The organism is Actinocrispum wychmicini, from assembly GCF_004345645.1.
In the GTDB taxonomy this organism is placed as follows: domain Bacteria; phylum Actinomycetota; class Actinomycetes; order Mycobacteriales; family Pseudonocardiaceae; genus Kibdelosporangium; species Kibdelosporangium wychmicini.
In genome coordinates this window covers 371,098-394,610 of sequence record NZ_SLWS01000003.1, presented here as the reverse complement: position 1 = coordinate 394,610, position 23,513 = coordinate 371,098, and the positions used below count along the sequence as shown (strand labels likewise).

Annotated in this window: 24 protein-coding genes and 2 pseudogenes; 14 read left to right on the top strand and 12 right to left on the bottom strand. The window is 69.3% G+C overall.

Features of this window, described 5'->3' with window-relative positions:
• Positions 1–31 precede the first annotated feature (31 nt).
• A pseudogene (locus EV192_RS57370) lies at positions 32–178 on the bottom strand (hypothetical protein); the annotation flags it as partial.
• Between EV192_RS57370 and EV192_RS55760 the strand changes: the two are divergent.
• The 3 genes from EV192_RS55760 (at position 116) to EV192_RS16005 (ending at position 2,595) form a co-directional block, all read left to right on the top strand.
• On the top strand, positions 116–673 hold the full coding sequence (locus EV192_RS55760; RefSeq protein WP_243726920.1) for a hypothetical protein: 558 nt from the start codon (positions 116–118) through the stop codon (positions 671–673). The pseudogene EV192_RS57370 and the gene EV192_RS55760 overlap by 63 nt on opposite strands.
• A gap of 250 nt (positions 674–923) precedes the next feature.
• Positions 924–1,292, top strand: a complete 369-nt coding sequence (locus EV192_RS16010) for an effector-associated constant component EACC1 (protein ID WP_132115971.1) — start codon at positions 924–926, stop codon at positions 1,290–1,292.
• Entirely contained in the window at positions 1,282–2,595 is a 1,314-nt protein-coding gene (locus EV192_RS16005) for a caspase family protein (RefSeq protein ID WP_165960401.1), read from the top strand. The genes EV192_RS16010 and EV192_RS16005 overlap by 11 nt, the downstream gene beginning before the upstream one ends.
• Positions 2,596–2,777: 182 nt before the next feature.
• On the opposite strand, the gene EV192_RS54740 is transcribed toward EV192_RS16005, so the two are convergent.
• Genes EV192_RS54740 through EV192_RS15995 form a run of 3 tightly spaced genes read right to left on the bottom strand, consistent with a single transcriptional unit; the run spans position 2,778 to position 6,193 of the window.
• Positions 2,778–4,370, bottom strand: coding sequence for a Tn3 family transposase (locus EV192_RS54740; RefSeq protein ID WP_207926076.1), 1,593 nt, complete (start codon positions 4,368–4,370; stop codon positions 2,778–2,780).
• The gene (locus tag EV192_RS54735) at positions 4,333–5,793 is read right to left on the bottom strand and encodes a DUF4158 domain-containing protein (protein WP_207926075.1); all 1,461 of its coding nucleotides are present in this window, start codon (positions 5,791–5,793) and stop codon (positions 4,333–4,335) included. The genes EV192_RS54740 and EV192_RS54735 overlap by 38 nt, the downstream gene beginning before the upstream one ends.
• Before the next feature lie 13 nt (positions 5,794–5,806).
• Positions 5,807–6,193: a hypothetical protein gene (locus EV192_RS15995; RefSeq protein WP_132115967.1), complete on the bottom strand. Its 387-nt coding sequence runs from the start codon at positions 6,191–6,193 to the stop codon at positions 5,807–5,809.
• 165 nt (positions 6,194–6,358) lie between these two features.
• Here EV192_RS15995 and EV192_RS15990 point away from each other — a divergent pair, with 165 nt between their 5' ends.
• Both EV192_RS15990 and EV192_RS15985 read left to right on the top strand, forming a co-directional pair.
• Positions 6,359–6,700, top strand: a complete 342-nt coding sequence (locus EV192_RS15990; protein ID WP_165960400.1) for a hypothetical protein — start codon at positions 6,359–6,361, stop codon at positions 6,698–6,700.
• Positions 6,697–7,110: a hypothetical protein gene (locus EV192_RS15985; RefSeq protein ID WP_132115963.1), complete on the top strand. Its 414-nt coding sequence runs from the start codon at positions 6,697–6,699 to the stop codon at positions 7,108–7,110. The genes EV192_RS15990 and EV192_RS15985 overlap by 4 nt, the downstream gene beginning before the upstream one ends.
• A 270-nt stretch (positions 7,111–7,380) precedes the next feature.
• Here EV192_RS15985 and EV192_RS15980 read toward each other — a convergent pair whose 3' ends face one another.
• Complete coding sequence (locus EV192_RS15980) at positions 7,381–7,734, bottom strand: cupin domain-containing protein (RefSeq protein ID WP_132115961.1); 354 nt, start codon at positions 7,732–7,734, stop codon at positions 7,381–7,383.
• A 38-nt stretch (positions 7,735–7,772) separates the two neighbouring features.
• On the opposite strand from EV192_RS15980, the gene EV192_RS15975 reads away from it, so the two are divergent.
• A complete protein-coding gene (locus tag EV192_RS15975) occupies positions 7,773–8,378 on the top strand; it encodes a TetR/AcrR family transcriptional regulator (RefSeq protein ID WP_132115959.1) in 606 nt (201 codons plus the stop codon).
• Between the two features lie 165 nt (positions 8,379–8,543).
• On the opposite strand, the gene EV192_RS15970 is transcribed toward EV192_RS15975, so the two are convergent.
• Both EV192_RS15970 and EV192_RS15965 read right to left on the bottom strand, forming a co-directional pair.
• Positions 8,544–9,389: a carbon-nitrogen hydrolase family protein gene (locus EV192_RS15970; RefSeq protein ID WP_207926074.1), complete on the bottom strand. Its 846-nt coding sequence runs from the start codon at positions 9,387–9,389 to the stop codon at positions 8,544–8,546.
• A 60-nt stretch (positions 9,390–9,449) separates the two neighbouring features.
• Positions 9,450–9,887 (bottom strand): MarR family transcriptional regulator, encoded by a 438-nt coding sequence (locus EV192_RS15965; protein WP_132115955.1) that lies wholly within the window; start codon positions 9,885–9,887, stop codon positions 9,450–9,452.
• Between the two features lie 83 nt (positions 9,888–9,970).
• Here EV192_RS15965 and EV192_RS15960 point away from each other — a divergent pair, with 83 nt between their 5' ends.
• Positions 9,971–11,044 (top strand): substrate-binding domain-containing protein, encoded by a 1,074-nt coding sequence (locus EV192_RS15960; protein ID WP_243726866.1) that lies wholly within the window; start codon positions 9,971–9,973, stop codon positions 11,042–11,044.
• Here the strand turns inward: EV192_RS15960 and EV192_RS15955 are convergent.
• A pseudogene (locus tag EV192_RS15955) lies at positions 11,028–12,130 on the bottom strand (winged helix DNA-binding domain-containing protein). The gene EV192_RS15960 and the pseudogene EV192_RS15955 overlap by 17 nt on opposite strands.
• A gap of 118 nt (positions 12,131–12,248) precedes the next feature.
• On the opposite strand from EV192_RS15955, the gene EV192_RS15950 reads away from it, so the two are divergent.
• The 7 genes from EV192_RS15950 (at position 12,249) to EV192_RS15920 (ending at position 19,049) form a co-directional block, all read left to right on the top strand.
• Entirely contained in the window at positions 12,249–12,821 is a 573-nt protein-coding gene (locus tag EV192_RS15950; protein WP_132115953.1) for an RNA polymerase sigma factor, read from the top strand.
• The gene (locus EV192_RS15945; protein ID WP_132115951.1) at positions 12,818–13,630 is read left to right on the top strand and encodes a zf-HC2 domain-containing protein; all 813 of its coding nucleotides are present in this window, start codon (positions 12,818–12,820) and stop codon (positions 13,628–13,630) included. Before EV192_RS15950 ends, EV192_RS15945 begins: the two co-directional genes overlap by 4 nt.
• Positions 13,631–13,635: 5 nt before the next feature.
• Entirely contained in the window at positions 13,636–15,093 is a 1,458-nt protein-coding gene (locus tag EV192_RS15940) for an alpha/beta hydrolase (RefSeq protein ID WP_165960399.1), read from the top strand.
• Complete coding sequence (locus tag EV192_RS15935) at positions 15,090–15,932, top strand: ATP-binding cassette domain-containing protein (protein ID WP_132115947.1); 843 nt, start codon at positions 15,090–15,092, stop codon at positions 15,930–15,932. The genes EV192_RS15940 and EV192_RS15935 overlap by 4 nt, the downstream gene beginning before the upstream one ends.
• On the top strand, positions 15,929–17,266 hold the full coding sequence (locus tag EV192_RS15930) for a hypothetical protein (RefSeq protein WP_132115945.1): 1,338 nt from the start codon (positions 15,929–15,931) through the stop codon (positions 17,264–17,266). The genes EV192_RS15935 and EV192_RS15930 overlap by 4 nt, the downstream gene beginning before the upstream one ends.
• A gap of 127 nt (positions 17,267–17,393) precedes the next feature.
• On the top strand, positions 17,394–18,002 hold the full coding sequence (locus EV192_RS15925) for an AmiS/UreI family transporter (protein WP_132115943.1): 609 nt from the start codon (positions 17,394–17,396) through the stop codon (positions 18,000–18,002).
• An 18-nt stretch (positions 18,003–18,020) separates the two neighbouring features.
• A complete protein-coding gene (locus EV192_RS15920) occupies positions 18,021–19,049 on the top strand; it encodes an aliphatic amidase (RefSeq protein ID WP_132115941.1) in 1,029 nt (342 codons plus the stop codon).
• Here the strand turns inward: EV192_RS15920 and EV192_RS15915 are convergent.
• Genes EV192_RS15915 through EV192_RS15900 form a run of 4 tightly spaced genes read right to left on the bottom strand, consistent with a single transcriptional unit; the run spans position 18,985 to position 23,512 of the window.
• Entirely contained in the window at positions 18,985–20,343 is a 1,359-nt protein-coding gene (locus EV192_RS15915; protein WP_132115939.1) for an MFS transporter, read from the bottom strand. The two genes, EV192_RS15920 and EV192_RS15915, sit on opposite strands and share 65 nt — an antisense overlap.
• Positions 20,340–21,698, bottom strand: a complete 1,359-nt coding sequence (locus EV192_RS15910) for an amidohydrolase family protein (protein WP_132115937.1) — start codon at positions 21,696–21,698, stop codon at positions 20,340–20,342. Before EV192_RS15910 ends, EV192_RS15915 begins: the two co-directional genes overlap by 4 nt.
• 3 nt (positions 21,699–21,701) lie before the next feature.
• Positions 21,702–22,655 (bottom strand): ABC transporter ATP-binding protein, encoded by a 954-nt coding sequence (locus tag EV192_RS15905; protein ID WP_132116778.1) that lies wholly within the window; start codon positions 22,653–22,655, stop codon positions 21,702–21,704.
• On the bottom strand, positions 22,652–23,512 hold the full coding sequence (locus tag EV192_RS15900) for an ABC transporter permease (protein ID WP_207926073.1): 861 nt from the start codon (positions 23,510–23,512) through the stop codon (positions 22,652–22,654). The genes EV192_RS15905 and EV192_RS15900 overlap by 4 nt, the downstream gene beginning before the upstream one ends.
• Position 23,513: the final 1 nt, after the last annotated feature.

Below are 23,513 nucleotides of genomic sequence, written 5' to 3'. Positions count from 1 at the left end.
GCCGGCTGTCCAGGCCGAGGAACACGGTGCGCTGGGTGCGGCCCTTGCCGTGCACCTCGACCAGCTTCGCTTTCTTGACTCGCCGAAGTTCCGCCGGTGTGTTGGGCTGGACTTGGTGCAGGTCCAGGCCGACCAGTTCCGCGCGGCGCAGGCCAGTGCCCAGCAGCAGCTCGACCATGGCTCGGTCCCGGCGTGGCCGGGCGTGCCGGTGCGTGGCTGGCGGCTGGCGGCGGCCGTGGTGGCGGCGGCCCTTGAGGCGGTGGAATCCCTCCAGTCGGTCGAGCACGTTCTTGACCGTGCGGACCTGCGCCTCCGACAACGCGCGGGGCGTCGGCGCGGGCAAGGGGAGCAACTCCACCCCTTTGGTCGGATCCCCATGCGGCAGTGCCTCGGCCGGGGCATGCGCGATGGTCCAGGAGAACAGCGCCGAGAGGTGCGCGAGGTGGTTGTTCACCGTAGCTGGCGCCATCGTCTGTGCTCGGCCCTCGGCGAGCACGCGGACGGTGGTGGCGGCCAGGTGGTCGCGCCAGCCGGTGATCTCGCGCGGGGTGACCGCCGCGATCCGGTCGTGCCCGTAGCCGTCGGTGAACCAATCCCGGAACCGGTCCAGGTGCCGGGCGATCTTCGTGGCGACTTCCGCGGAGCGGACCCCTCGACCGCGGCCGCACGGTAGGCGGCGATCCAGTACTCGATCGTGTCGGCGTCGCCGGCGGGCACGCCGAGGACACCGATCACCTTTCGTGAAGCGAATTCGCGGGGATCGTCGCCGGTGTCGGCCGAGGAGTCGGTGATCGACATGCCGGATTCCCTTCACGGAAGGGCTGTTTCCTGAAACGATCCTCGCCAGGGTAGGTCCCAGTTGGGCCGCCGGTCCACAGTCGGACCTGCGGCCGCCGCGTCCAACAGGGGAAGGGGGACGTGCGGTGGATGTGCAGATCCGTGTCGAGGGGGGCGCGGTGAAGGACTACGTCGCGCTGGCCAACTGGCTGAACGGCGACCGCGACTTCCGCGGCCGGGTCCGCCAGGTGACCGGCCCGCCTGTGGACGGCGCGTTGGGCGGGGACTGGATGGAGATGCTCACGGTCGCGGTTGGCTCCGGCGGGCTCGGCATCACCCTGACCAACTTAGTGAACAAGTGGCTGGAGACTCGGTCTGCCGACCTGGTCGCCACGGTCACTGTCACTCCGAAACGCCGCACCGTGAAACTCCGGGCCCGCGACGCCAACGCCGAGGCCATGCGATTGCTCGGCGAGATCCTGCGCGACACCAATGACGACACCGATGAACGGTGACCCGCACATCCCCGACGGCTCCCGGGCGATCCTCATCGGCGTCCCCCACTACCAGGATCCCAAGTACCTGTCGTACACCGCCGTCGGCAACAGCGTCGACGGCATGTACCACCTGCTGGTCGAGTCTGGGCTCTGCGGCTGGCGAAGCGACCAGGTCACCAGGATCGTCAACCCCACCAACGACGGTCAGCTCCTGGGCCGGCTGCGCCGGCTGGCGGCCGAGACCACCGGGGTGCTGCTGCTGTACTTCGTCGGCCACGGCGAGCCCAGCGAGCACACCGGCGAGTTGTGCCTAGCCATCACCGACACCGACCACGCCAACCCGGACACGACCGGCCTGGAGTACTCCAAGATCAGGCGGATGCTGCACAGTGGCACCCCCGCCACCACCAGGATCGCGATCCTGGACTGCTGCTACGCCGGGATAATCCTCGGGCAGCTCGGTGCCGCCGACGACGGCGGTACGCAACTGGCCCAGCTGAGCAACAGCGCGGGCGCCTACACCCTCACCGCCGCCGACGGGCCCGCCCACGTGCCGCCCGACAAGTCCTGGGCCCGGGAGTCCTGGGCCGACAACCAGGGCATCCCGCGCACCGCGTTCACCGGCGAACTGCTGGCCCTGCTCACCTTCGACGGGATCCCGGGCGGCCCGCCGAGCCTAAGCCTCGGGGCGATCTACCCCCACCTGCGGCGGCGGCTGGAAGCCAAAGGGCTACCCCGCCCCAACCAGCGCAACGACGACTGCGCGGCCGCGTTCGTGTTCGCCCGCAACGCCACCCCACCAGGGGAACACCGCAGGAGCCAGCCCCCACGGCCGACGGAACCGCGACTGGTCCATCCTGACGTATTGCGGCAAAGCTCGAGGCAGAGAGCTTTCGTACGATCTATTGCGATCACTTTTCTAGCTATAGCCATTGTGGTCGTGATCGGGAATTCTCTTTGGTCCAGCCGCTCACCGGCCGACAACATCCTTGCCCCGGCGGTATTGTTTGTCACGGGGATAATGGCGCTCGGGGCAAACTCGAACACGCAGCTGATCCTGACGCAGGACGGCGTCCGTATCAGATGGGGGAAGTCTACGTTCATTCGGTGGAGTGAGATCAAGGCAGTACTGGTCGAGGACACTGAGAACCATGGGCGCCGCGTAAGGTTCGTGCTCAGCAATAAATCCATGATATCCCCGGTTCCGATGGATAGCCGGGTGCTGGGGGATCGGGAGTTCGACCAGAAAGTATCGATAATACAGAAATGGCATGACCGGTTCGGCTCTCCTGAGCCGTGGCCGCCCGGCGGGCGGTCGTAAAGCCCCGGCGGCAACATAGTGAACGCGGCACCCCGTGGGACTGGAAGAAACCGGCCGGGTTCGTCCAGCGTGTGACTTGAAATACTCTGCGTCGAGTAGATCACCCGCGTGTCGGTTCGCGTGAACCCTTCCTCCGGGAGATTCCGCTATGCCGATGTGTGATGTCCAGTCCCGACGAGGGCTTACGCGGCCACCGCGCTGGGTTCGGGTTCGGACGGTGGCGGCTGCGGATCGGGTGGCCGGGGACCGCGGCCGAAGTCCAGGTGCTCCTCCATATCGAGGTCGAACCGGCCATGCAGGGCGATGTTGGACCAGAACAACGGGGTCAGGCCGCGCCGGTGCACGGTGTCCATGCGCCGCGTCCACTCGGGTTCGTCGAGGACCCGGTCGACCAGCCGGGTGTTGATCAGCACCAATGCGGACTGCAAGAGATGGAGGGCCAGCATGGAGATTTCCTGATCTTCCCGGTCGGCGCCCGTGAGCTCGGCGTCGCGGCCGTAGAAGATCGCGCCGTTGGCCGAGTTCCACTGCTCGACCACCTGCAGGCCCTCGTGGATCTCCCGGCGCAGCGCTGGATCCGCCAGATAGTCGGCGATAAACGCGGTCCGGACCGCACGGCCAAGTTCCTCGATGGCTTGGTAGGTGGGGTGTTTCGGGCCCTTGCCGGAGAACCGGCGCAGGATCTGCTCGGACTCGGCCGTGCCGAGCCGCAACGCGGTCGCGTACTTGATCATCTGGTCGTACTGCTGCTCGATCAGCGCCCAGTTGATCGGGCGGGACAGCACGGTGTCCAGCCCCGGGTAGCCGGCGGCGTCGCTGGGCCGGTACAGCCGAGCGGCGCCGATGTTCTTCAATCGCGGCAGCAGCCGGTAGCCCAACAAGTGCGTGAAGGCAAACCCGACGATCGAGGCGCCATGCGTATCTGTGTAGTTCGCCTCAATGTTCGAGTCGATGTCCGCGGCGTGCCGGATCAGCCCTTCCATCATCGTCGCGACCTCCGACGACGAACACGTTTTCAGTTGGCTGTACACGCACACGCTTTTCCGTTCGATGTGCCAGTAAATCATGACACCCGGCCCTCCATAACGGGCATGCCATTCGGTCATCAGATTCGACGACCACGACCCGAACTTCTTGCTGTCCGAGGCGCAGGCGGTCCCGGTGCCCCACCAGGTTTCGTTGCGGCAGCGCAGAGTTTCACCCACGACCGCGGCGATCGCGCGGCGCAGCCCGTCCCGGTTGAGGTAATTACGGCGCAGCCGGCACAACTGCGCCTCGGTCACCCCGTGGTCCCCGGAGGTGACGATGCGACGAATCCCGATATTGGTCCCCAGGCCGAACAGGACAAGCAAGATTCTACGGCGTAATTCGTCGGCGGTAATGTGCTCGCGGGTGGCGACTGTGGCGAACTCGCGGTGAAAACTCGTGAGCCAGTCGGCTTCCTTGAGCACATCGAGCAGGCTGACCATGCCCCACCGGTCGATCACCTCGTCTTTCAGCGCGGCCAGCTGTGTCGGTTCCGGCTGCTTGGTCTGCTTGGGCACGGTGATCCACACCTGGCCCTTGCGGGTACCGACCTTCACCCCACCCGCCGTACCGGTGCGCAGAGCCGTGGACAACCGGCCCAGCGCGGTGTCCATCCGGGCTTTCAGGCCCTCAACGAACGCGGTGGCGTCCAACGGCTGCCGGATGGACTCGTAGTGCACATCCCGGTGCAGATCGAAATCCTGCGGAAGATCAGTCTCGGGGTTGCGCCACTTCCCGGCGCCGACCACCCAGATCTCCCGCCGCCGGATCGCGTCCCGCAGCGCCCCCCAGCGTGGACAGCTCGTAGGGGATGCGTTCGACCCGGCCGCGCCCGTCGACCACGGCTTCGCGCCAGTCGGGGCGCACCACCCCGTCCAGCGGTACCCGCTCGGTCGGGTCGTAGTGCGTGGCGCGGCCGTCGCGGTCCTTGTAGCGGTGCAACAACTCCACCGCGTCCATCACCGGTCGGTGCGCGGTGTTGTTGCACCGGAACGCAAGCGCGTCCAGCAGCTTGGGCAGCATCGTGCGGTAGTGGTGCGAGTAGGAGCCCTCCAGTACGGTGCGCACCCGCGCCCGCCGCGCGGCCTGCGTGGCCTTCGACTCGGCCACCAGATCCCGCAGCACCGCCCGCGGCGCGACCGGGAACACCGTGTCCCACACCAGCCGGTCCCCGGCGTCCACGGTCGCCTCCGCCACGCGGAACAGCAGATCCTCCTTGCCCCCGACCCGCCGGAACTCCGCGATCATCTCCTTCTCCACCCGCCGCTGCGCACGGGTGTTGATCCGGTGCACCAGCTGGATGAACAGATCCACCAGCGAGTCGGTGATCTCGGTCAACCGGCACCAGCACAACACCGCCAACAGGGGCAGCCGCACCAAGCGCGGATGATCCCGCCGCAGCGTCGACGGGTACTCCGCCACCGCGCGGGCCCGCCAGGTCGCCAGCCGCTTGTCCGCGATATCGGTGAACAGATCGGTCGGCAACCCGATCGCCCGCGCCCGGCCCAGCTTGCGGATCTCCGCCAACAAGGTTTCCAACCCCAACTGCCGCGGATCGGCCTTCAGCTCAGTGAAAAACCCCGCCGTGCCACCGGCATCCTCGCCGTCGTCGGTGGGATCCTCGGCCACCAGCGCATCCAGCGCGGCGATCACCTCCGGCGACAACCGGGCCAGCGTGGCCGTACAAAACCGCTCGTCGGCCATCCGGTTCGCCGCGCCGATGATCCGGTCACACACCAGCCGGGACGGCGGCTTCAGCCTTACCACCCGGCACCGCGCCAGCAACGCCTCCCGCTGCCGATCGGTGTTCAGCTCACTCGGGCACACCTGCTCGGCCAGCCAGCCGGCCAGCTTGTCCCGATCCCCGACCGAGGTTTCCCGAAACCCCAGCGTGGCACGGATCTGCGCTCGGTGGTTCTTGATCGTCCGGCCCGCCCAGTCATAGCCAGAGAACTCCGCCGGATCCACCCGCACCTGACTGGACACAAACTCCACCGCGGCCGCAGGGATATCGCCGGCGCGGCGCGGGAACCGGCCCTCGATCTCGAAGTACTTCAACAGCAGGCAAAACCCGAGTTTCGTCGCCCCGTACTTCTGCCCGATCAACTCCCGATCCGCGTCATACAGCGTCCAGGACTCGATCAGCGCGTCAACATCCCACTCCCGGCGCACCCCACGACCCCGCCTACCGGTGGTCGTGTCGGGCCGACACCGACTGCTCGTCACCGGCCAGTTCGGCCCCGCCGCCGGCCCCCTCCGGGTCGTCCTCGTTATCGACGTACAGCCACGGATCGCGGAACGCGTCCGGCCCGAACTCCCACGCGGTCAGCGCCGGCCAGTCACCCCGGTCCTCGGCCACCGCAATCGCCTCGGCCGCCAACGGTTCACTCGCCGCCACCCGCTCCATCGACTCGTCGTAGACCAGCACCTCCCGCCGCAGATCGCGGTCCAAGGTGATGTCCTGCTCGTCCGTGCCCGCCACCACGGTGACCACCCGAGCGTCCTCGACCTGCTCGTCCACCTCGACGCACACCATGACCGGCATCTCGAAACGCACCCAGCGTCGCGCCATCACTCGCCTCCGGGCTCCATTCGGCCCACGCCCCTATGGGCCAGACGCCGCAGACGGTAGCGCTAGATCAACGTCCAGAACGCCGCCCTCATTACCGATCAGTAGGTTTGCCCTTGGGTGTAGCTACCCAAGCACTGGGCCTACTTCACCAGGTTCTTCACCGAGGTGGTGTTGGAGGGCATCCCCGGCAAAGGTGCCGAGCTGAGCCTCAAGGACATCCACCAGCAGGTCGCCGCCCGGTTCCTGGGCCTGGAACTCCCCGACGGCCAGATCCGGCCGGAGCCGAGCACCCTGGTCGTGGACACCGCCGAGCAACTGGCGTTCGCGCGCAACCACGCCGTGAAGCCCAGCGCCCCGCCAGCACCGGCCCCACCACCCGGCACGCCCTTGGCGCACCACACGACGCGGGCCGCTCCCACCGCCGTGCGGATCGAACGACGCTCCCCCTGGCCCGCCCTGATCGCACTCACGTTGGGCCTCTGCGTCATGGCAGTTGTGGGGTCTTGACCGGGCCCGATCACGGCAGGGGACTGACCGCCGGCGGGGGATTGGTGCTCGGCGATGTCGTGCTGGGGACGATCCTCCTTATCGTGATTTTGAGCCGGCGCAGTTACCACGCGAGTGGTCCGTTGGTTATCGACGCCGACGGAATCCGTTGGAACACGGGCGGACACGACCGTGGGATCCGATGGGACTCCGTCCAGCGCGTGCGGCTGACCGGCAGTGGCATCGGGGCGCGCATCATCGTCTGGTACCAACCCGGCATCACGCCGCCGAAGCCGACGCGGCGCGGACCATACGACAGCTACGTGCTGCTACAACCCGCCGCGCTCTTTGGGCGAGGCCCGTACCAGCCAGTCAACGAACACGTCCGCCAGGCGCTCGCCGCCTTCGCCGGAGACAAGTACACCCAATGACAGCACTCCCCGATGCTTCTCACCATCGGCAGCTGAGCCGTGCCGCCGGCCCACTGAAGCTCTCAGTCACACACCAGCTCTCGCCGCCGGTTCCAACAGTGACAACTACCGGTCGTATGTGACAACTACCGTCTGCCGCCACAGTGAAGCCCATCCCGTTGGCTTCCGTTGCGGTGTTATTTTTCGTCACAACGTTATTCACTGTTGACGTAGTCATGAAGGCAGTCTCAGCGCTTCTCGGCCCTCGCCCTCCGACAAGGGAGTTCGCGGTCAGTGGGACGTGGGGCCGATGGTGTCGATGGGTGTGGTCAGGTGGGCTGGTTGGGGTTCCTTCAGTTCGATGAAGATCGAGTGGGTTCGGCTGGTGCCGATGTTCTCGCCGGCGTGTTGTTGGGCGGCCACCCAGCGGGCTTGGCCGGCGGGCAGGTCGACCTCGACTTCCCGCTCCCCCGCGGTGATCCGCCGAGTGAAGTCGCTCAGGGTGACCATCACGCTGTCCGGATGGCTGTGCGGCGCGGTTCGGTCCCCGGGGTGGTCCAGGTACCGCAGGACTCGGACTCGGTCGTTCTCGAAGATCAGGGTGTAGAGCTCGGGGTTGGTGACCAACGGATCGTTGTCCCGCATGGTGTCCGCCTTTCGTGGTACTGGAGTACCATGATGGCATGGCTGTCCCATATACGTCCACGGGTCGGGTCCGGCAGAAGGAACGCACCCAGGCCGCGTTGGTCGCCGCCGCCCGGGCGTTGTTGGCGCGCGGGATGTCGCCGCGGGTGGAGGACGCCGCCGCCGAGGCCGGGATCTCCCGCACCACGGCCTACCGCTACTACCCGAACCAGCGCGCGTTGCTGCTGGCCGCGTACCCGGAGATCGAGAACCGGTCGCTGCTGCCGTCGGATCCGCCGGCCGATCCGGTCGCCCGCCTGGATCTCACAATGCGTGCCTTCACCCGGCTCACACTGGACTGGGAACCTCAGCTACGCGCCCAATTGCGGCTGTCCCTGGAACCAGGGGCCGAACAACCACCGATGCGCGGAGGGCGCGCGATCGACTGGATCGAGGACGCGATCGCACCGCTGCGCGAAACCCACCCTGACGTCGACGTCCGCCAGTTGGCCATCGCGATCCGCTCGGCCACGGGCATCGAGTCGTTGATCTGGCTCGTCGACATCGCCGGGCTGTCCCGGAAGCGAGCGGCCGAGGTCATGCGCCAGTCAGCGCTGGCCATCCTGCACTCCGCGCTCGACGGACCAAGCTGCGATCGACCTTGAAGTGTCAGGGTCTACCGTCGAGGACTCGTTCGGCGACTGACTGCGGGCTGGGTGTGTGCCTCGGCCAGGGAGACGGCGACGGGTGCGACGACTCAAGCCGTAGAGACATGGTCGGTATCCTAACGACCGCGTGCACCGAGGTCGCCGAACCGCTTGAACGACAAGTCAGGCGTCTGTGCGGTAACTGACACCGGGCCTTGCTGTCTCGTCGACTGTCAACGCGAAAACGTCCGGTCGAGCGTAGTGACCGGACACATCGAGATCACGCCGGGCCGTGACCACCTGGGCGGGGTCGATCTCCGCGGTCAGCAGTCCTTCGCCGTCGCGCAATGGTCCCGCGAGGACATCTCCGCGGGGGCCGACGATCACGCTACCGCCAGTGAATGCCTCAGAAGTCCCATGCTGACACGCACTGACTACGAAACATCGGCCCTCGCAGGCGATATGGCGCGCCGTCGCCAACCAGGCGTCTCCGTCGTCCACAGTCGGCGCACACCACAGCTCGATCCCCTTCGCGTACATCGCGGCCCGCAACAACGGCATCAGGTTCTCCCAGCATATCGCCGCGCCCGCGAGACCAGCGGCGGTCGGCACAACCGGCAAGGTCGAGCCGTCGCCCCGCCCCCAGACCACGCGTTCCCGCCCGGTCGGTACCAGCTTTCGGTGCGACGCGGTCAAGCCGCGCACCGGATCCAGGAACACCACCGTGCAGTACAGAGTCGAGCCGCACCGCTCGATCACGCCGACTACCAACGACGCACCGGTCGAAGCCGCCAGCCCAGCCAACGCCTCGATCTCCGGACCGGGGATCTCAACAGCCTGGCTGAAGTACCGGGCGTACTGCTCGTCTGACATGCGAGACTCCGGGTAACCGCCGAGAATCGCCTCAGGCAGAACGACTACCGCGACGTTGGCGGCTCGGATCGCGGCCTCGAAGCCGAGAACCCGCTCCAGCGTGGCCGCGGTTCCCTCCGGGGACGAACCCATCTGAAGCGCAGCGACGACCACCATGGCCAGAGCCTAGCGGCGGGGGTTACCCAGCTCAGAGGTGGCCGGCGAACACCGCGGCAACTAGTGGGTCCAGTGGGCGAGCGCTTCGAGGGCCGCTGCCGGATCTCCTGTGCGGTCAAGCAGGGCGCGTTCGATTTCGCGCACTTTCACCGCGATCCGTTTGTGTGTGGACCGGCCGCGGGGGCTCAGGTAGACCCGGACTTTACGGCGGTCGTTCGGGTCCACTTCGCGGTAGACGGCCGCGGTGGTGACCAGGCGGTCGACCACCCTGGTCAGGGTCGGCCCGGTCGCTGTGGTGCGGTCGGCGAGCTCGGCCATGGTCAGGCCGCGCCGGCCGGTCAGCGCCTCGATGACCAGCCACTGGTCCAGGGTGAGACCCTCGGGCTTCAGCACGTTCTCCACCTGGGTGGTCACCGTGCGGACCGCGCGGGTGAGCAGTTGGGTGAGCGGATCCGTCACGGTCGTGCCTGGCCGGTTCGTGGTGCCGCGGTCAGACATCGTCGGTTCGTCCTCACTGCTTGCGGAAATCGGTGTCAATTGGAAGACTTCCAGATGAAAGTATATCCGAGTGCGGAGCTCTCATGGCAGTGGGCGGGACCGTCAGGGATCACCGGGACGCCTGGCGGGTCGCGATGGTCATCCCACTGCACGGCCCGGCCGGGCTGTTCGGGCCGTCCTGTGAGGCGATCGCCGAGCTCGCGGCGCACGAGCTGAACGCCGAGAGTGGCGTGCTCGGCCGTGAGGTCACGCTGGAGATCGTGGACGGCGGCGCCCCGCCGGGCATCGTCGCCACCCGCCTGACCGAGCTGATCACGGCCGGGCAGGTGGACGCGGTGAGCGGGTGGCACATCTCGTCGGTCCGCAACGCGCTCGCGCCCGTGGTCGCCGGCCGCATCCCGTACGCGTACACCCCGCTGTACGAGGGTGGCGAACGCCGGCCGGGCATCTTCTGCTCCGGCGAGATCCCCCGGCTGCAGATCGCGCCCGCGTTGGCGTGGCTGCGTACCAACATGGGTGCGCGGCGCTGGTTCGTGGCCGGCGACGACTACGTGTGGCCGCGCGAGTCAGGCGCCGCGGTCCGGCAGTTCGCCCGGGAACTGGGGCTGCACGTGGCCGGCGAGGCGTATGCCGAACTTGGCGGCGACATGGCCGAACTGGTCGCGAAAGTCGACGCGGCCCGCTGCGACGGCGTGCTCATGCTGCTTGTCGGGCAGGACGCGGTGGAGTTCAACCGCCAGTTCGCCCGCCGCGGCCTGCACGAGCGGATGCTGCGGTTCAGCCCGTTGATGGAGGAGAACATGCTGCTGGCGAGCGGATGCCAGGCGACGAGGAACCTCTTCGTCGCGGCCGCGTACTTCCGCTCCCTGGTCAACGCCGACGCGATGGACCTGCTCGACCGGTACGTCGGCCTGCACGGCCCGGACGCCCCACCGCTGAACAACGCGGCGGAATCCTGCTACGAAGGCCTGCACACCCTCGCGATGCTGGCCGAGCGGGCGGGCTCGGCCCGGCTGCCCGAGATGGCCGCCGTCGTCGACGGCTTCGCCTACCACGGGCCAAGAGGAACGGTCGAGTTCCACGGCCAGCAAGCCGCCCAACACGTCCACCTGGCCGTCGCGGACGGCTACGACTTCGACATCATCGCCCGGCTTTAGCGACCCGGACCCGCCCGCTTTCGTTGTCGGAGAGGAACAACGCCAGTTCCCGCCCATGCTCGGCGACGTCAGCTCGGTCGGCTCGGGTGAAACGGCGCAGCGGAGTGACCACGACCGTGTCCGCGTCGACGGTCCAGGTCGCGGCGACGCGGCCGTCGACGAGCACGACGCGCTCGCCGGCGACCGACAGGAGACGATGGGCGTGGTCGATGATCCGGCTACGGTCGTGGTAGCCGAGGATCGCGTTGTCGAACGCCGGCAGGAACCGCACCGGCGCGGGCGTGTCCGGGTCCGGGTCCGGACGGGCGCGTCCGGCAGGTCGACGAGTTCCCGGCCGCTTTCGTCACGGAAGGTGACCAGTTCGTCGCGGACCGCCGCGACCGCCGCCGGCAGGCCGGCCAGGCCGGACCAGGCTCGCAGGTCGGCCACGGTCGCAGGCCCGTACGCGGCCAGATACCGCCGCACCAACGCCTCGCCGACCGGATCGGTGCCGTTCGCGGCCGGCGGGTCGACCTGCCGCCCCAGCCACGAGGCGAGCAGCACGTGCCGCACACCGGCCTTCGTGCGCCACAGCCCGCGCGGTGGCAGTTGCGCCATCGGGAGCAGGGCACCCAACATCTCCCCCAGTATCTGCGGTCCCGGCGTGGGCCAGCGGTCAGCAACTGCCCGCGCGAGCTCGCGCGTCGAGCGCGGTTCGTCGTCGGCCATCACCGCCCGGCCCGCTGCCGCGAGCTGGTCGAGATCCACTCCGTCGAGTTCCTGGCGGTAGGTCCCGAGAACCCGTTGGCGCAGCATGGCATCGTGGCGGGCCCGCCACGCCAGTGCGTCCTCGGCGGTGAGCAAGTGCATGGTGCGTCGCATGAGATGGGTTCGGACCACGCGACGTCCGACCAGCATGTCCGAGAGCTCCGCCGGGTCGAACGCGCGCAGCCGCGACCAGAGACCGACGAACGGTTCCTGCGGCTCCTGCGCCTGCATGCCGCACAGGTGCTTGACCGCGTCGACGGCCGGCATGTCGGCGCGGTCGAGCAGCAACTGCCGGGCGAGTGTCGCGCGGTTGAGTGCCCGGGTGTCCAAGACCGTCATGTGATCACCTTCGCATGGATTGCGGCCAGAAGGTGTCCGCTTCTCCGGCGTTCGCTTGGCGCCCAAGGCCCGGAGATGATCATGAACCGGTCGGTGGGTGGACTGCGATAGTCGGGTTGTGCGTTCGGTTTCCCGATGGCGGCGGCGTGATCCCGTCGTGGTCGACGATGACAGCTCCGATGTGGACCTGGTCGCCGCGGCGGCCACAGGGCAGGTGGCGGCGTTGCGGCTGTTGCACCGGCGGCACGCGCCCTGGCTGCGGGCCCGGTTGGCGCGGCGGTGTGCCAACGGCGATGTCGTCGACGACGCGATTCAGGACACGTTCGTGGCGGTGTGGCGGGGAGCCGGCCGGTTCGATCCCGGCGCGGGCGAGGTGGCGGCGTGGATCTGGACGATCGGGGTGCGGCGGCTGATCTCGTCGCTGCGGACGTCCCGCGCGGCACACGAGGAGTTGGACGAGGCGCACGCGATCACCGAGTCCGCCGAGGACCGGGTCCTGCTCGGGGTGGAACACGGCGACCTCGGCGCGGCCATGGGCAGCCTCTCGCCCGAACTGCGGGCCGTGATCCAGGCCACCGTGCTCGACGGTCTCACCACCCGGGAGGCCGCCCGCCTGCTCGGGATCCCCGAGGGCACCGTCAAGACCCGGGCCATGCGGGCCAGGGCCAAGCTTCGGAGGGCGTTGGCGTGACCGGCTGGCATGTTCCGGACGACCTGCTCCGGGGCTATCTCGAAGGACGGATCGACCCGCCGCGGGCGATGTCGGTGGAGGCACATCTGGTCGGCTGTGTGCAGTGCCGGGCGGCCGTGCCGGTGGACGAGTCGTGGCTCGCCGCGTCCTGGGACGGTGTCCAGGAGCGGGTCGCCCCGCCGCGGAGGTCGCCTGTGGAGCGTCTGCTCGGCCGGGTCGTGCCCGAACACGTGGCCCGGCTGCTGCTGGCCACCCCGGCGTTGAGCCGCGCGTGGCTGCTGGCCGTGGTCCTGGTGCTGGCCTTCGCGGTGGCCGCGGCCCGGCTTTCCGACGGCAGCCCGGTCGCGCTGCTGCTCTTCCTGGTGATCGCACCGGTGTTGCCGCTCGGCGGCATCTCGGTGGCGTACGGACCGGCCGTGGACACCGCGTACGAGTTGCATGCCGCCACCCCGCTGGCCGGTGTCCGGCTGCTGCTGGTCCGGGCGGGCGCGGTGCTCGTCGCGGCGACCCTGCTGACCGGTGTGGCGGCGCCGTTCCTGGCCGGGCCGCTCGGGCTCAGTGCCGCTTGGCTGCTCCCGGCGTTGATGCTGACCGTCGCCTCGCTCGCCGCCGGGACCCGGGTGCCGATCCCGGTCGCCGCCGCCGGCCTTGCCGCGCTCTGGGTCGGTGCCGTGCTCGCGACCCAGAGCCTCGGCCGGTTCCTGCTTTTCCAGCCGGTGGTCCAACTCGGCTACGGCGCCGCCGCGGTTGTCTGCGGGGCTGTCCTGTACGCGCGCCGCAGGCGCCTTGATCCTGGAGAACGGATGTGAATGCCTTGCGTTTCCTGGTAGTCGGGTTGATCGCCGGCGCGGTGACGGCCGGGCCGGCCGGCGCCGAACCCGCGGCCGGAATCGGGTGGACGCCCTGCCCCGATGTGTCCGAAGTGGACTGCGGCACGGTGCCCGTGCCGGTCGACTGGTCGCGGCCGGACGGACCGAGGATCGGGATCGCGGTGGCCCGCCGCCGGGCGACCGACCCGACCGCCCGGCTCGGCACCCTGGTCTTCGGCCCGGGCGGGCCGGGCGGCAGCGGGGTGGCCGCGGTCAAGCGGGGGACGTTGTTGTCACCGGAGACGCACCGGCGGTTCGACGTGCTGAGCCTCGATCCTCGCGGGGTCGGCGCCAGCAACCCGGTGCGCTGTCCGTGGACCGGCGACCCGGTGCCGGCCGAGCCGCGGACCCAGGCCGACTTCGCCCGGCGGGTCGCGGCCAACCGGGCCTACACCGACGCGTGCCGCCGGCTCACCGGTCCGGTGTACGACTTCCTGGACACCGCCAGCGGTGTCCAGGACCTGGAGGCGATCCGCGCCGCCGTCGGCGAGGGAAAACTCAACTACTACGGGCACTCGTACGGAACACTGCTGGGCCAGCAGTACGCCGAGCGGTACCCGGACCGCATCCGCACGATGGCGTTGGACGGCAACTGGGACCACAGCCTGCCCACCACGTGGCGTTTCCTGCGCACCGAGGCGACGGCGGCCCAGGAGAGCTTCGAGCAGTTCGTCGCCTGGTGCGCGCGGACCACCGGATGCGCCCTGCACGGCCAAAACGTGCGACGGCTGGTGGCCGACCTGCGCGACAAGGCCGACCGTGGGCAGCTCTACGCGCACCGGCAGCCACCGGCGGCGCCCACCCAGGTCACCGAGCAGAACCTGCTGTTCTTCACCAACTACACGTCGTACGGGCCGCAGTGGGACCTGCTGGCGAGGCTGCTGGTCGCGCTCCGGGACGGCACCACGATCCCGATCCCGGACTTCCGCCCGCCGGCCGGCCCCGGCCCGGACGATCCGCCGGGCACCTGGCGGGACCCGGTCGGCGCGATCGCCTGCCAGGACCTGAGCCTGCTGGTGAGCGGCGCGGCCGAGCTGGCGGTGTACCGGTTGGCGTCGAGCTGGGCGGCGCCGGACATCCGGCGGTCCCCCGTCGCCTGGGACGTCACGCTCCGGTGCGTCGGGCTGTCGGACCGGGTCCGCAACCCGCAGCACCGGCTGGTGGTGCGGGGTGCGCCGCCGATCCTGATGGTCAACAGCCGGTACGACCCGTCCACCCCGCTTGAGTGGGCGGGTGCCGCGGCCCGGCAGAGTGGCGCCGTCCTGCTCACCTACGACGGCTGGGGGCACGGCGTTTACTGGAAGGGCAGCGCGTGCGTGGTCGAGGCGGCCGATCGGTACCTGGTGACCGGCCGGACCCCGGCACCGGGAACGCACTGCCCGGCAGTCGAGCCGGCGCCATGACGACGTCCGTCCGGGTGACCGGGCTCGTCAAGCGGCACGGTCGCCGGCTCGTGCTCGACGGGCTGGACCTGTCGATCGGCACCGGCGTCACCGGCCTGCTCGGGCCGAACGGCGCCGGCAAGTCGACACTGCTGCGATGCCTGGCGACGACGCTCGCGCCGGACACGGGCTCGATCCGGGCCCTGGGGCTCGACCCGGCCCGCCGGGACGAGCGGACCGAGCTGCGCAGGCGGCTCGGCTACCTGCCCCAGGAACCCGGCCCGTACCCGCATTTCACCGCCTTCGACCTGGTGGACTACGTCGCGATCCTGAAGGACATGACCGATCGGCGGTCGCGGCATCGCGAGGTTCGTCGCGTGCTGGCCGAGGTCGACCTGACCGACCGGGCCGCGACCAGGGTGCGGCGGCTGTCCGGCGGGATGCGCCGCCGGCTGGCGCTGGCCCAGGCCCTGCTCGGCGCGCCCGAGCTGCTCGTCCTCGACGAGCCGACGGTCGGCCTTGATCCCGAGCAGCGGATGCGGTTCCGTGCCTTGGTGTCCCGGCTCGGCGAGAGCCGTACCGTGCTGCTGTCCACCCACCAGACCGAGGACGTCGCCGCCCTGTGCGAGCGGGTCGTCGTGCTGGCCGGTGGGCGGGTGGCTTTCGACGGAACCCCGGCCGAGCTGGCGGCGGTCGCCGCCGGACACGTGTGGATCACCGCGTCCCGGCCGTCCGGCGGGCTGTTCTGGCGTACGGCGGACGGCCGTTACCGAGTTCTGGACCAGCGGCCGCCGGCCGCTGAGCCGGCCGAACCGTCCATTGAGGACGGATATCTGCGGTGCCTCGGGGCGGCCGGGTGAGGCGAGAGCTGGTCCGTTTCGAGGTCCGCCGCCTGCTCCGCAACCCGTTCCTGTGGGCCGCGGCCGCCGTCGCGTTGGCCTGGCAGCTGGCCGAGAGCTGGGACTGGGCGCCTGATCTCACGGTCGACACGGTGTCGATGACCGGCCACGCGCTGCTGGTCGCCGCCGCGGTGCTGCTGGTCGCGAACCTGGCTGCGTCGCGCGACCGACGGCACGGCGGCTTCGACGGGATGGCGGCGTTGCCGGGACGGGCCGCCGAGCGGACCTGGTCGGTCGCTGCCGCCGCGGCCGTCGTGGGCGCCGCCATCGCCGCCGTGCCCATCGTCGGATACCTGGTGATCAGGGTCGCCCAGGGACCGGTGGCCGGCCGGCTCGACGTCCTGGAGGTGCTCACCGGCATCGCGGCGGTGGCCGCGACCGCCGCACTCGGAGTGGCCGTGGGCCGCTGGTTCCCCGGTCTCGTGGCCGGGCCGGTGGTCCTGGTCCTGCTCGTGCTCGCCACCCTGATGAACCGCAACCTGGGCGGGTACGGCGGCTGGTTCCTGCCGCTGGTGCTGCACAACGGTCCCGGCTGGCCGGAGCGTCCGGCCGGGACCCATCTCGGGTACCTGATCGCCTGCGTGGCGTTGTTCGGGAGCCTCGCCCTGCTCCGGCATCGGATCCGGGTAGTCCGGCTTGGCGTCGCGCTGCTGGCGGTGGCCGTGGCGGTGCCGGCGGGAGCCGTCGCGATGGCGGCCGACCCCAACGCGACGGCCAGGGAACGCGACGCACGTGTCGCGGAGCCGGACGCGTGGCATTGCGAACAGCGGGACACGGTGACGTACTGCGCCTATCCCGCGTACGCCTCGTGGATTCCGCACTGGGCGGCAGCGGTCGGACCGGTCGCGGGCGCCGTGCCACCCGTCGCCCGCGACCGGCTACCCGAAATCCGGCAGGGCGACGGCGTATGGCTGGTCTGGCCCCGAGGCGCGGCCGAGGCGACCTACCGGAACGCGCTTGCCGGCGACGTCGCGGCACAGGTAACGGGGATCGCTGCGGAACGCGACGCCCGAGGGCAGGCGCGCACGGTCGTCGCCCTGTGGCTGCTCGCGCAGACGGCCGGCGCCGTTCCCGATCCGGCGCCGATGTCGGTGGACATCGGGCCGTACACGGCCGTCGGGAGCGACATCGCCACGCGGGAGACCCTGCTGGGTCCCGGATACGGACCCGCCGAGGCCGACTGTGCCCGGCGGTTGCTGGCCACGCCGGGCGCCCGCGAGAAGGTGTGGCAGAACTGGTCCACGCTGACCAACCCCGGCACCACCACCGAGCAGGCCATGGCGCTGCTCGGCTAGAGCTGTGCCGGCGGGCTGTCGTCCACGCCGACCTGTGGTCGCTGTCGATACACCTTGACGGCGCCCCCGTCGTCTCTTATTTTCATCTGAAACTATTCCATCTGGTATCAACCGGGCGGAGGCGGTCATGGGAAACGTGGGCCTGCTCTATGTCGGGGCGGTGTTGCTGGTCAACGGGCTGGCGTTGCTCGGGCGGGTGTCGGCCAGGTCGGCCGCTCCGCTGAACCTGTTCGTGGGTGGGTTGCAGTGTGTTACGCCGACCGTGTTGATCATTCAGGCGGGCGGGGACGCCAACGCGATCCTGGCCGCTTCCGGGGTGTACCTGTTCGGCATCACCTACCTGTATGTGGGCATCGCCGGGTTGGCCGGGTTGGATCCGGCGGGGATCGGGTGGTTTTCGTTGTTCGTGGCCGGGGCCGCCGTGGTTTACTCGGGGATTTCGTTCTGGCGCAACGGAGATCCGGTGTTCGGCGTGATCTGGCTGGCGTGGGCGTTGCTGTGGGCACTGTTCTTCCTGGTGCTCGGGTTGGGGAAGCAGCAGTTCACCACGTTCACCGGCTGGACCGTCACGTTGCTCAGCTTGCCGACGTGCGCGGTTCCGGCGTTCCTGGGGATGACCGGCGGGATGCGCTCGGACACCGCCACCGGGCTGCTGTCCGCCGGCATCGTCATCGTCCTGGTCGCGCTCGCCCGACTGCTCAGCATGAAACGCGTCACCGAACCTGTTCCGGCATAACCCAACCAAGGAGAACTGATGCGACACGGTGACATCTCCGCCAGCCCCGACACCGTCGGCGTCGCGGTCGTCAACTACAAGATGCCGCGGCTGCACACCCGGGCCGAGGTGCTGGACAACGCCAAGGCCATCGCCGACATGCTGGTCGGCATGAAAAGGGGCCTGCCGGGCATGGACCTGGTGGTCTTCCCGGAGTACTCCACGCACGGGATCATGTACGACACCGCCGAGATGTTCGAGACGGCGTCGTCGATTCCCGGTCCGGAGACCGAGATCTTCGCCGCCGCCTGCCGGGAGGCGCACACCTGGGGCGTGTTCTCGCTCACCGGCGAACGGCACGAGGACCACCCGAACAAGCCGCCGTACAACACGTTGGTGCTCATCAACGACAGCGGCGACATCGTGCAGAAGTACCGCAAGATCCTGCCGTGGTGCCCGATCGAGGGGTGGTACCCCGGCGACAGCACGTACGTCACCGACGGTCCCAAAGGGATGAAGATCTCGCTGATCATCTGCGACGACGGCAACTACCCGGAGATCTGGCGGGACTGCGCGATGAAGGGCGCGGAGCTGATCGTGCGCTGTCAGGGCTACATGTACCCGGCCAAGGACCAGCAGGTGTTGATGGCCAAGGCGATGGCGTGGTCGAACAACTGCTATGTCGCGGTGGCCAACGCGGCCGGGTTCGACGGCGTCTACTCGTACTTCGGCCACTCCTCGATCATCGGCTTCGACGGGCGCACGCTCGGTGAGACCGGCGAGGAGGAGTACGGCATCCAGTTCGCCCAGCTGTCCCTGTCGGCGATCCGGGACGCGCGGGAGCACGACCAGTCGCAGAACCACCTGTTCAAGCTGCTGCACCGGGGCTACTCCGGGGTACACGCCGCCGGTGACGGCGACAAGGGCGTCGCGGAGTGCCCGTTCGACTTCTACAAGCTGTGGGTCAACGACCCGCAGAAGGCGCAGGAACAGGTCGAGAGCATCACCCGGCCGACCGTCGGGGTGGCCGACTGCCCGGTCGGTGACCTCCCGGTCCAGGCGAAGTAACCCTGGGTCCGGTGACGACCGCGCCCACCACGGCGACACCGGCCATGAGCAGGTTCAACGTCCCGGCGCCCGCCGCCGGGACGAGAATCCCGCCGATGCCGACCAGCACGGCCGAGCCGAGCTGGTCGGCGAGCCACATGGCGGACGAGTTGAACCCACGGTCCGACGGCGTGGACGCGGCCAGCGTGAGCACGCTGACGCTGGACACACCGAGCCCCATCCCCGCGCCCGCCAACGCCATCGCGGGCAACGCCACCCACGGCACACCCCACGCCGGGGCCACGAGCGAAAGCGTCGCGACCCCGGCCGCGACGAACACGAACCCCCAACGCAGCAGCACGGGCCGGGCCAGGTCGCGGTGCCTCCCCTGCCAAGCCGAGGCGCTGGCCCACCCCAACGAGCCGACCGTCAGCGGCAGGCCGGCGAGCAGCGGATCAAACCCGTGAACGACCGTTAACGTCAACGGAACATAAGCGACACAAGAAAAATATGCCCCTGCCAGCAACCCACGGGCCAGAATCGTCACCGGCAGGCCACGACGAGCCAGCAGTGTCCCCGCGGGCAGCAAAGACCGTTGCGCCACATAGAGAACCGCCAACGAAGCCAGCCCAAGCGCCACCATGACCGCCGACGGGTGCTGCGCGGCCCAACTCAGTCCGGCGACACCGGCGGCCGCCCCGACCGCGGCGAGCAGTCGACCTTGCCGGGGCGGGGCGCCGTCGTGCTCCGGCAGCCGCCGAAGCACAGGAACCAGCAGCAACGCCGCCACCACCACGAGCGGCACCAGACCGAGGAACACGAAGCGCCAGCCGATCCGCTCGGTCACCACACCGGACACGGCCGGCCCGATCAGCGCGGGCAGCACCCACGCCGCCGACACCGCGCCGAACGCGGCCGGCCGGTCCCGTTCCGGATACACCAGTCCGATCAGGACAGTGGACACCACGGTCTGCGTGCCCGCGCCCAACCCCTGCAGCACCCGGCCGGCCAGCAACACCGGTATCGACGGCGCGAACCCGGCCACCAGCAGCCCGACCAGGAACAACGCCGGCCCGGCCATGACCACCCGGGCCGGGCCGTACCGGTCGCAGAGCTGCCCGGCCAACACGGTCGCGACCACGCTGGCGACCAAAAAGGACAGAAACGGCCACGCGTACAGCTCCTCGCCGTGCAGTTCGGCCACGAGCCGTGGCATCGCCGTGGTGACGCCCATCCGCTCGAACGCGGTCAGCGTCACCAGCAGCACGATGCCGACGGTCGCGGCACGACGATCCGGTGCCCAGAGAGCCGTCATGCCCCGGGGAACCGCGCGGGCAGTTGGATTCCGGACCGTTCACGGACCTGACCGGCATGCTCGTGCACCGCACGCAGCACGGCCGGGACGTCGACGTGCCCGATCCGACGGTCTTTCATCAACCAGACACCGTCGCACATTGTATACTGGATATTGTCTGTCTTCATACAGAACACCAGGTTCGCGATCGGGTCGTGCAGCGGCTGCATGTTCGACGTGCCCGGGTCGACCACCACCAGGTCCGCCTTCTTGCCGACCTCCAGCGACCCGATCTCGTCGTCCCAGCCCAACGCGCGGGCGCCGTCGATGGTCGCCATCTCCAGCACCTCCTGCGCGGTCATCACCGCCGGGTCGCCGTGCGCTCCCTTCTGCAGCAACGTGGTCAGCCACATCTCGTCCGGCATGCTGTTGCGGTTGTTTGACGCGCCCGAGTCGGTCCCCAACGCGGTCACCACACCGCGCTCGCGGAACGGGATGATCCGGGGAACTCCCATGATCTTCAGGCCCGCGGCCGGGTTGTGCGACAGCTTGACGCCGTGCTCGGCCATCAGGTCGATCTCTTCGTCGTCCGTATACAGGCAGTGCACGGCCAGCAGGTTCGGCCCGAGCAGGCCGAGTTTGGCCAGCAGCCGGATCGGGCTGGCGCCGCGGGCGTCCTGGCAGTACTTCACCTCACCGGGCGACTGCGCGAGGTGCATGTGCACGTGCGTGTTCAGGCGGCGCGCGGCCTCAGCAGTCAGCTCCACCACCTGGTCGGAGTTGTTGAACAACGTCCGCAGCCCGAACCACCAGCGGATCCGGCCGTTCGCGGCGCCGTGGTACCGCGCGTACGCCTCCTCCTGGCGGGCGATGGACTCGTCGGCGGACAGCTTCCACCCGGACGGCAACCCCTCCCCCGCGTCCGTGACGGAGTAGCAGAACGCCGCCCGGATGCCCAGTTCGGTGATGCCCTGGACAGTCGGCGAGGCGTGCTGGATGCCGGCGTCCGCGAACGTCGTGGTGCCGTTGGCGATCTGCTCGATGCCGAACAGCAGCGTGCTGACGTAACTGTCGTCCGGGGCCATGCTGCTCTCGTATGGGAACACCCGGTCGTGCAGCAGGGTCATCAGGTCCACGTCGTCAGCGAGGCCACGGCCGAGCTGCTGCGCGGTGTGCGCGTGGGTGTTCACGAAACCGGGCAGCACGATCCGGCCGCGGGCGTCGAGGATCTCGTCGCCTGGCGAGGGCACCCACGTGGCGGCGGGTTCGAGGCCGGCGATTCGGTCACCGGCCACCACCAGCACCCGGTCGCGGAGGACCTGCCTGCCGGGGTTCATCGTGACGATCGTGGCGTTGCGGATGGCAATCCTGGACATGGGTCAGACTCGCTCCTCGAATAGGTGACAGGCGACGCTGTGGCCGGTGGCCGCCTCGCGCAGCGCCGGTTTCTCCCTGGCGCAGATGTCCATGGCGAGCGGGCACCGGGTGCGGAACCGGCAGCCGGACGGCGGGTCGAGCGGGCTGGGCGGTTCGCCGCCCAACGCCTGCGCCTCGGTCCGGGTGTCCGGGTCGACGCTCGGGATCGCGGACAGCAGCACCTTGGTGTACGGGTGCAGCGGCTCGCGGTACAGGTCCTTGGCCGGGCACGACTCCACGACGTGACCGAGGTACACCACCAGCACGTGGTCGCTGAAGTACTCGACCACGTTCAGGTCGTGGCTGATGAACAGATAGGTCAGGCCGAGCCGCTCGCGCAGGTCCCGCAACAGGTTGAGCACCTGGGCCTGGATCGACTTGTCCAAAGCGGACAGTGGCTCGTCGCAGACCACCAGCTTCGGCTCCATGGTCAGCGCGCGGGCGATGTTCACCCGTTGCAACTGGCCGCCGCTGAGCTGGTGCGGATAGTACGACGCGTGGTTCGGGTGCAGGCCAACCTGGTCCAGGAGATCCGCGGTACGGTCCCGGATCTCGCGTTTCCCGAAGCCCTGCACCTTCATCGGGAACCCGATGTTGCCGCCGATCGGCATCCGCGGGTTGACCGACGAGTACGGGTCCTGGAACACCATCTGCATGCCGCGCCGCAGTTCCTTCAGACCGGCACCGCGCGCCTCGGCGACGTTCTTGCCGTCGAACACGACCTCACCGGTGTCCGGCTCGATCAGCCGCAGCACCAGCCGGGCCAAAGTGGACTTGCCCGACCCCGACTCGCCGACGATCCCGACGGTGTCGCCGGCCTGCACGTAGAAGGACACATCGTCGACAGCGGACACGTGCCCGCCCCGGACCTTGAACCGCTTGGACACATCGGATACCCGCAACAACGGTTCCATCAGCCCTCCCGGACGTCGAGCGCGTCGCGCAGGCTGTCGCTCAACACGTTGAACGCCACCGACGCGAGGAAGATGAACAACCCGGGCAACGCGACCACCAGCGGCTGCACGTAGATCGACGCGCGGAGGCTGTTGAGCATCGAGCCCCACTCCGGGGTCGGCGGCGGGGTGCCGAGGCCGAGGAAGCTCAGCCCGGCGCCGACGCTGATGCTCAGCCCCACCATCCCGGACGCGTACACGAACACCGGCCCGAACACGTTCGGCAGGATCTGGCTGAGGATGATCCGGTGCCACCGCGCCCCGGACAGCCGGGCGGCCTCGATGTACTCCTGCACGACGACTTGGCGGGTGGCCGACTCCGCGACCCGGGCGATCGGCGGGATGAACGCGATGCTCAGCGCGATGATCGAGTTCGCCGTGCCGGGACCGAGCGACGCGGTGACCGCGATGCCGATCAGGATCGCCGGGAACGCGTACGACATGTCCAAGGCTCGGGCGAGCGCCGAGGACAGCGGACCGCCGACGTACGCGATCACGGCGCCGAGCAACGTGCCCACCACCGTCGCCACAAGGATGGGCACGATCCCAGTCAGCAACGACAGTCGTCCGCCGTGCAGCAGCCGGCTGAGCACGTCCCGGCCCAGCTCGTCGGTGCCGAGGACGTGCCCTGACGACCCGACGGGCAGCAGCCGCGATGTCACCGACACCTGCAACGGGTCGTACGACGTCAGCAGGGGTGCGGCGATCGCGGCGAACACCAGCGCGGCGAGAATCAGCAGGCACACCACCGCGGCCGGGTCGCGGAACAGCCGGCCACGGACCTCTGTGTTGTAGGACCGCACAGCTACAAGGTCGGTCACG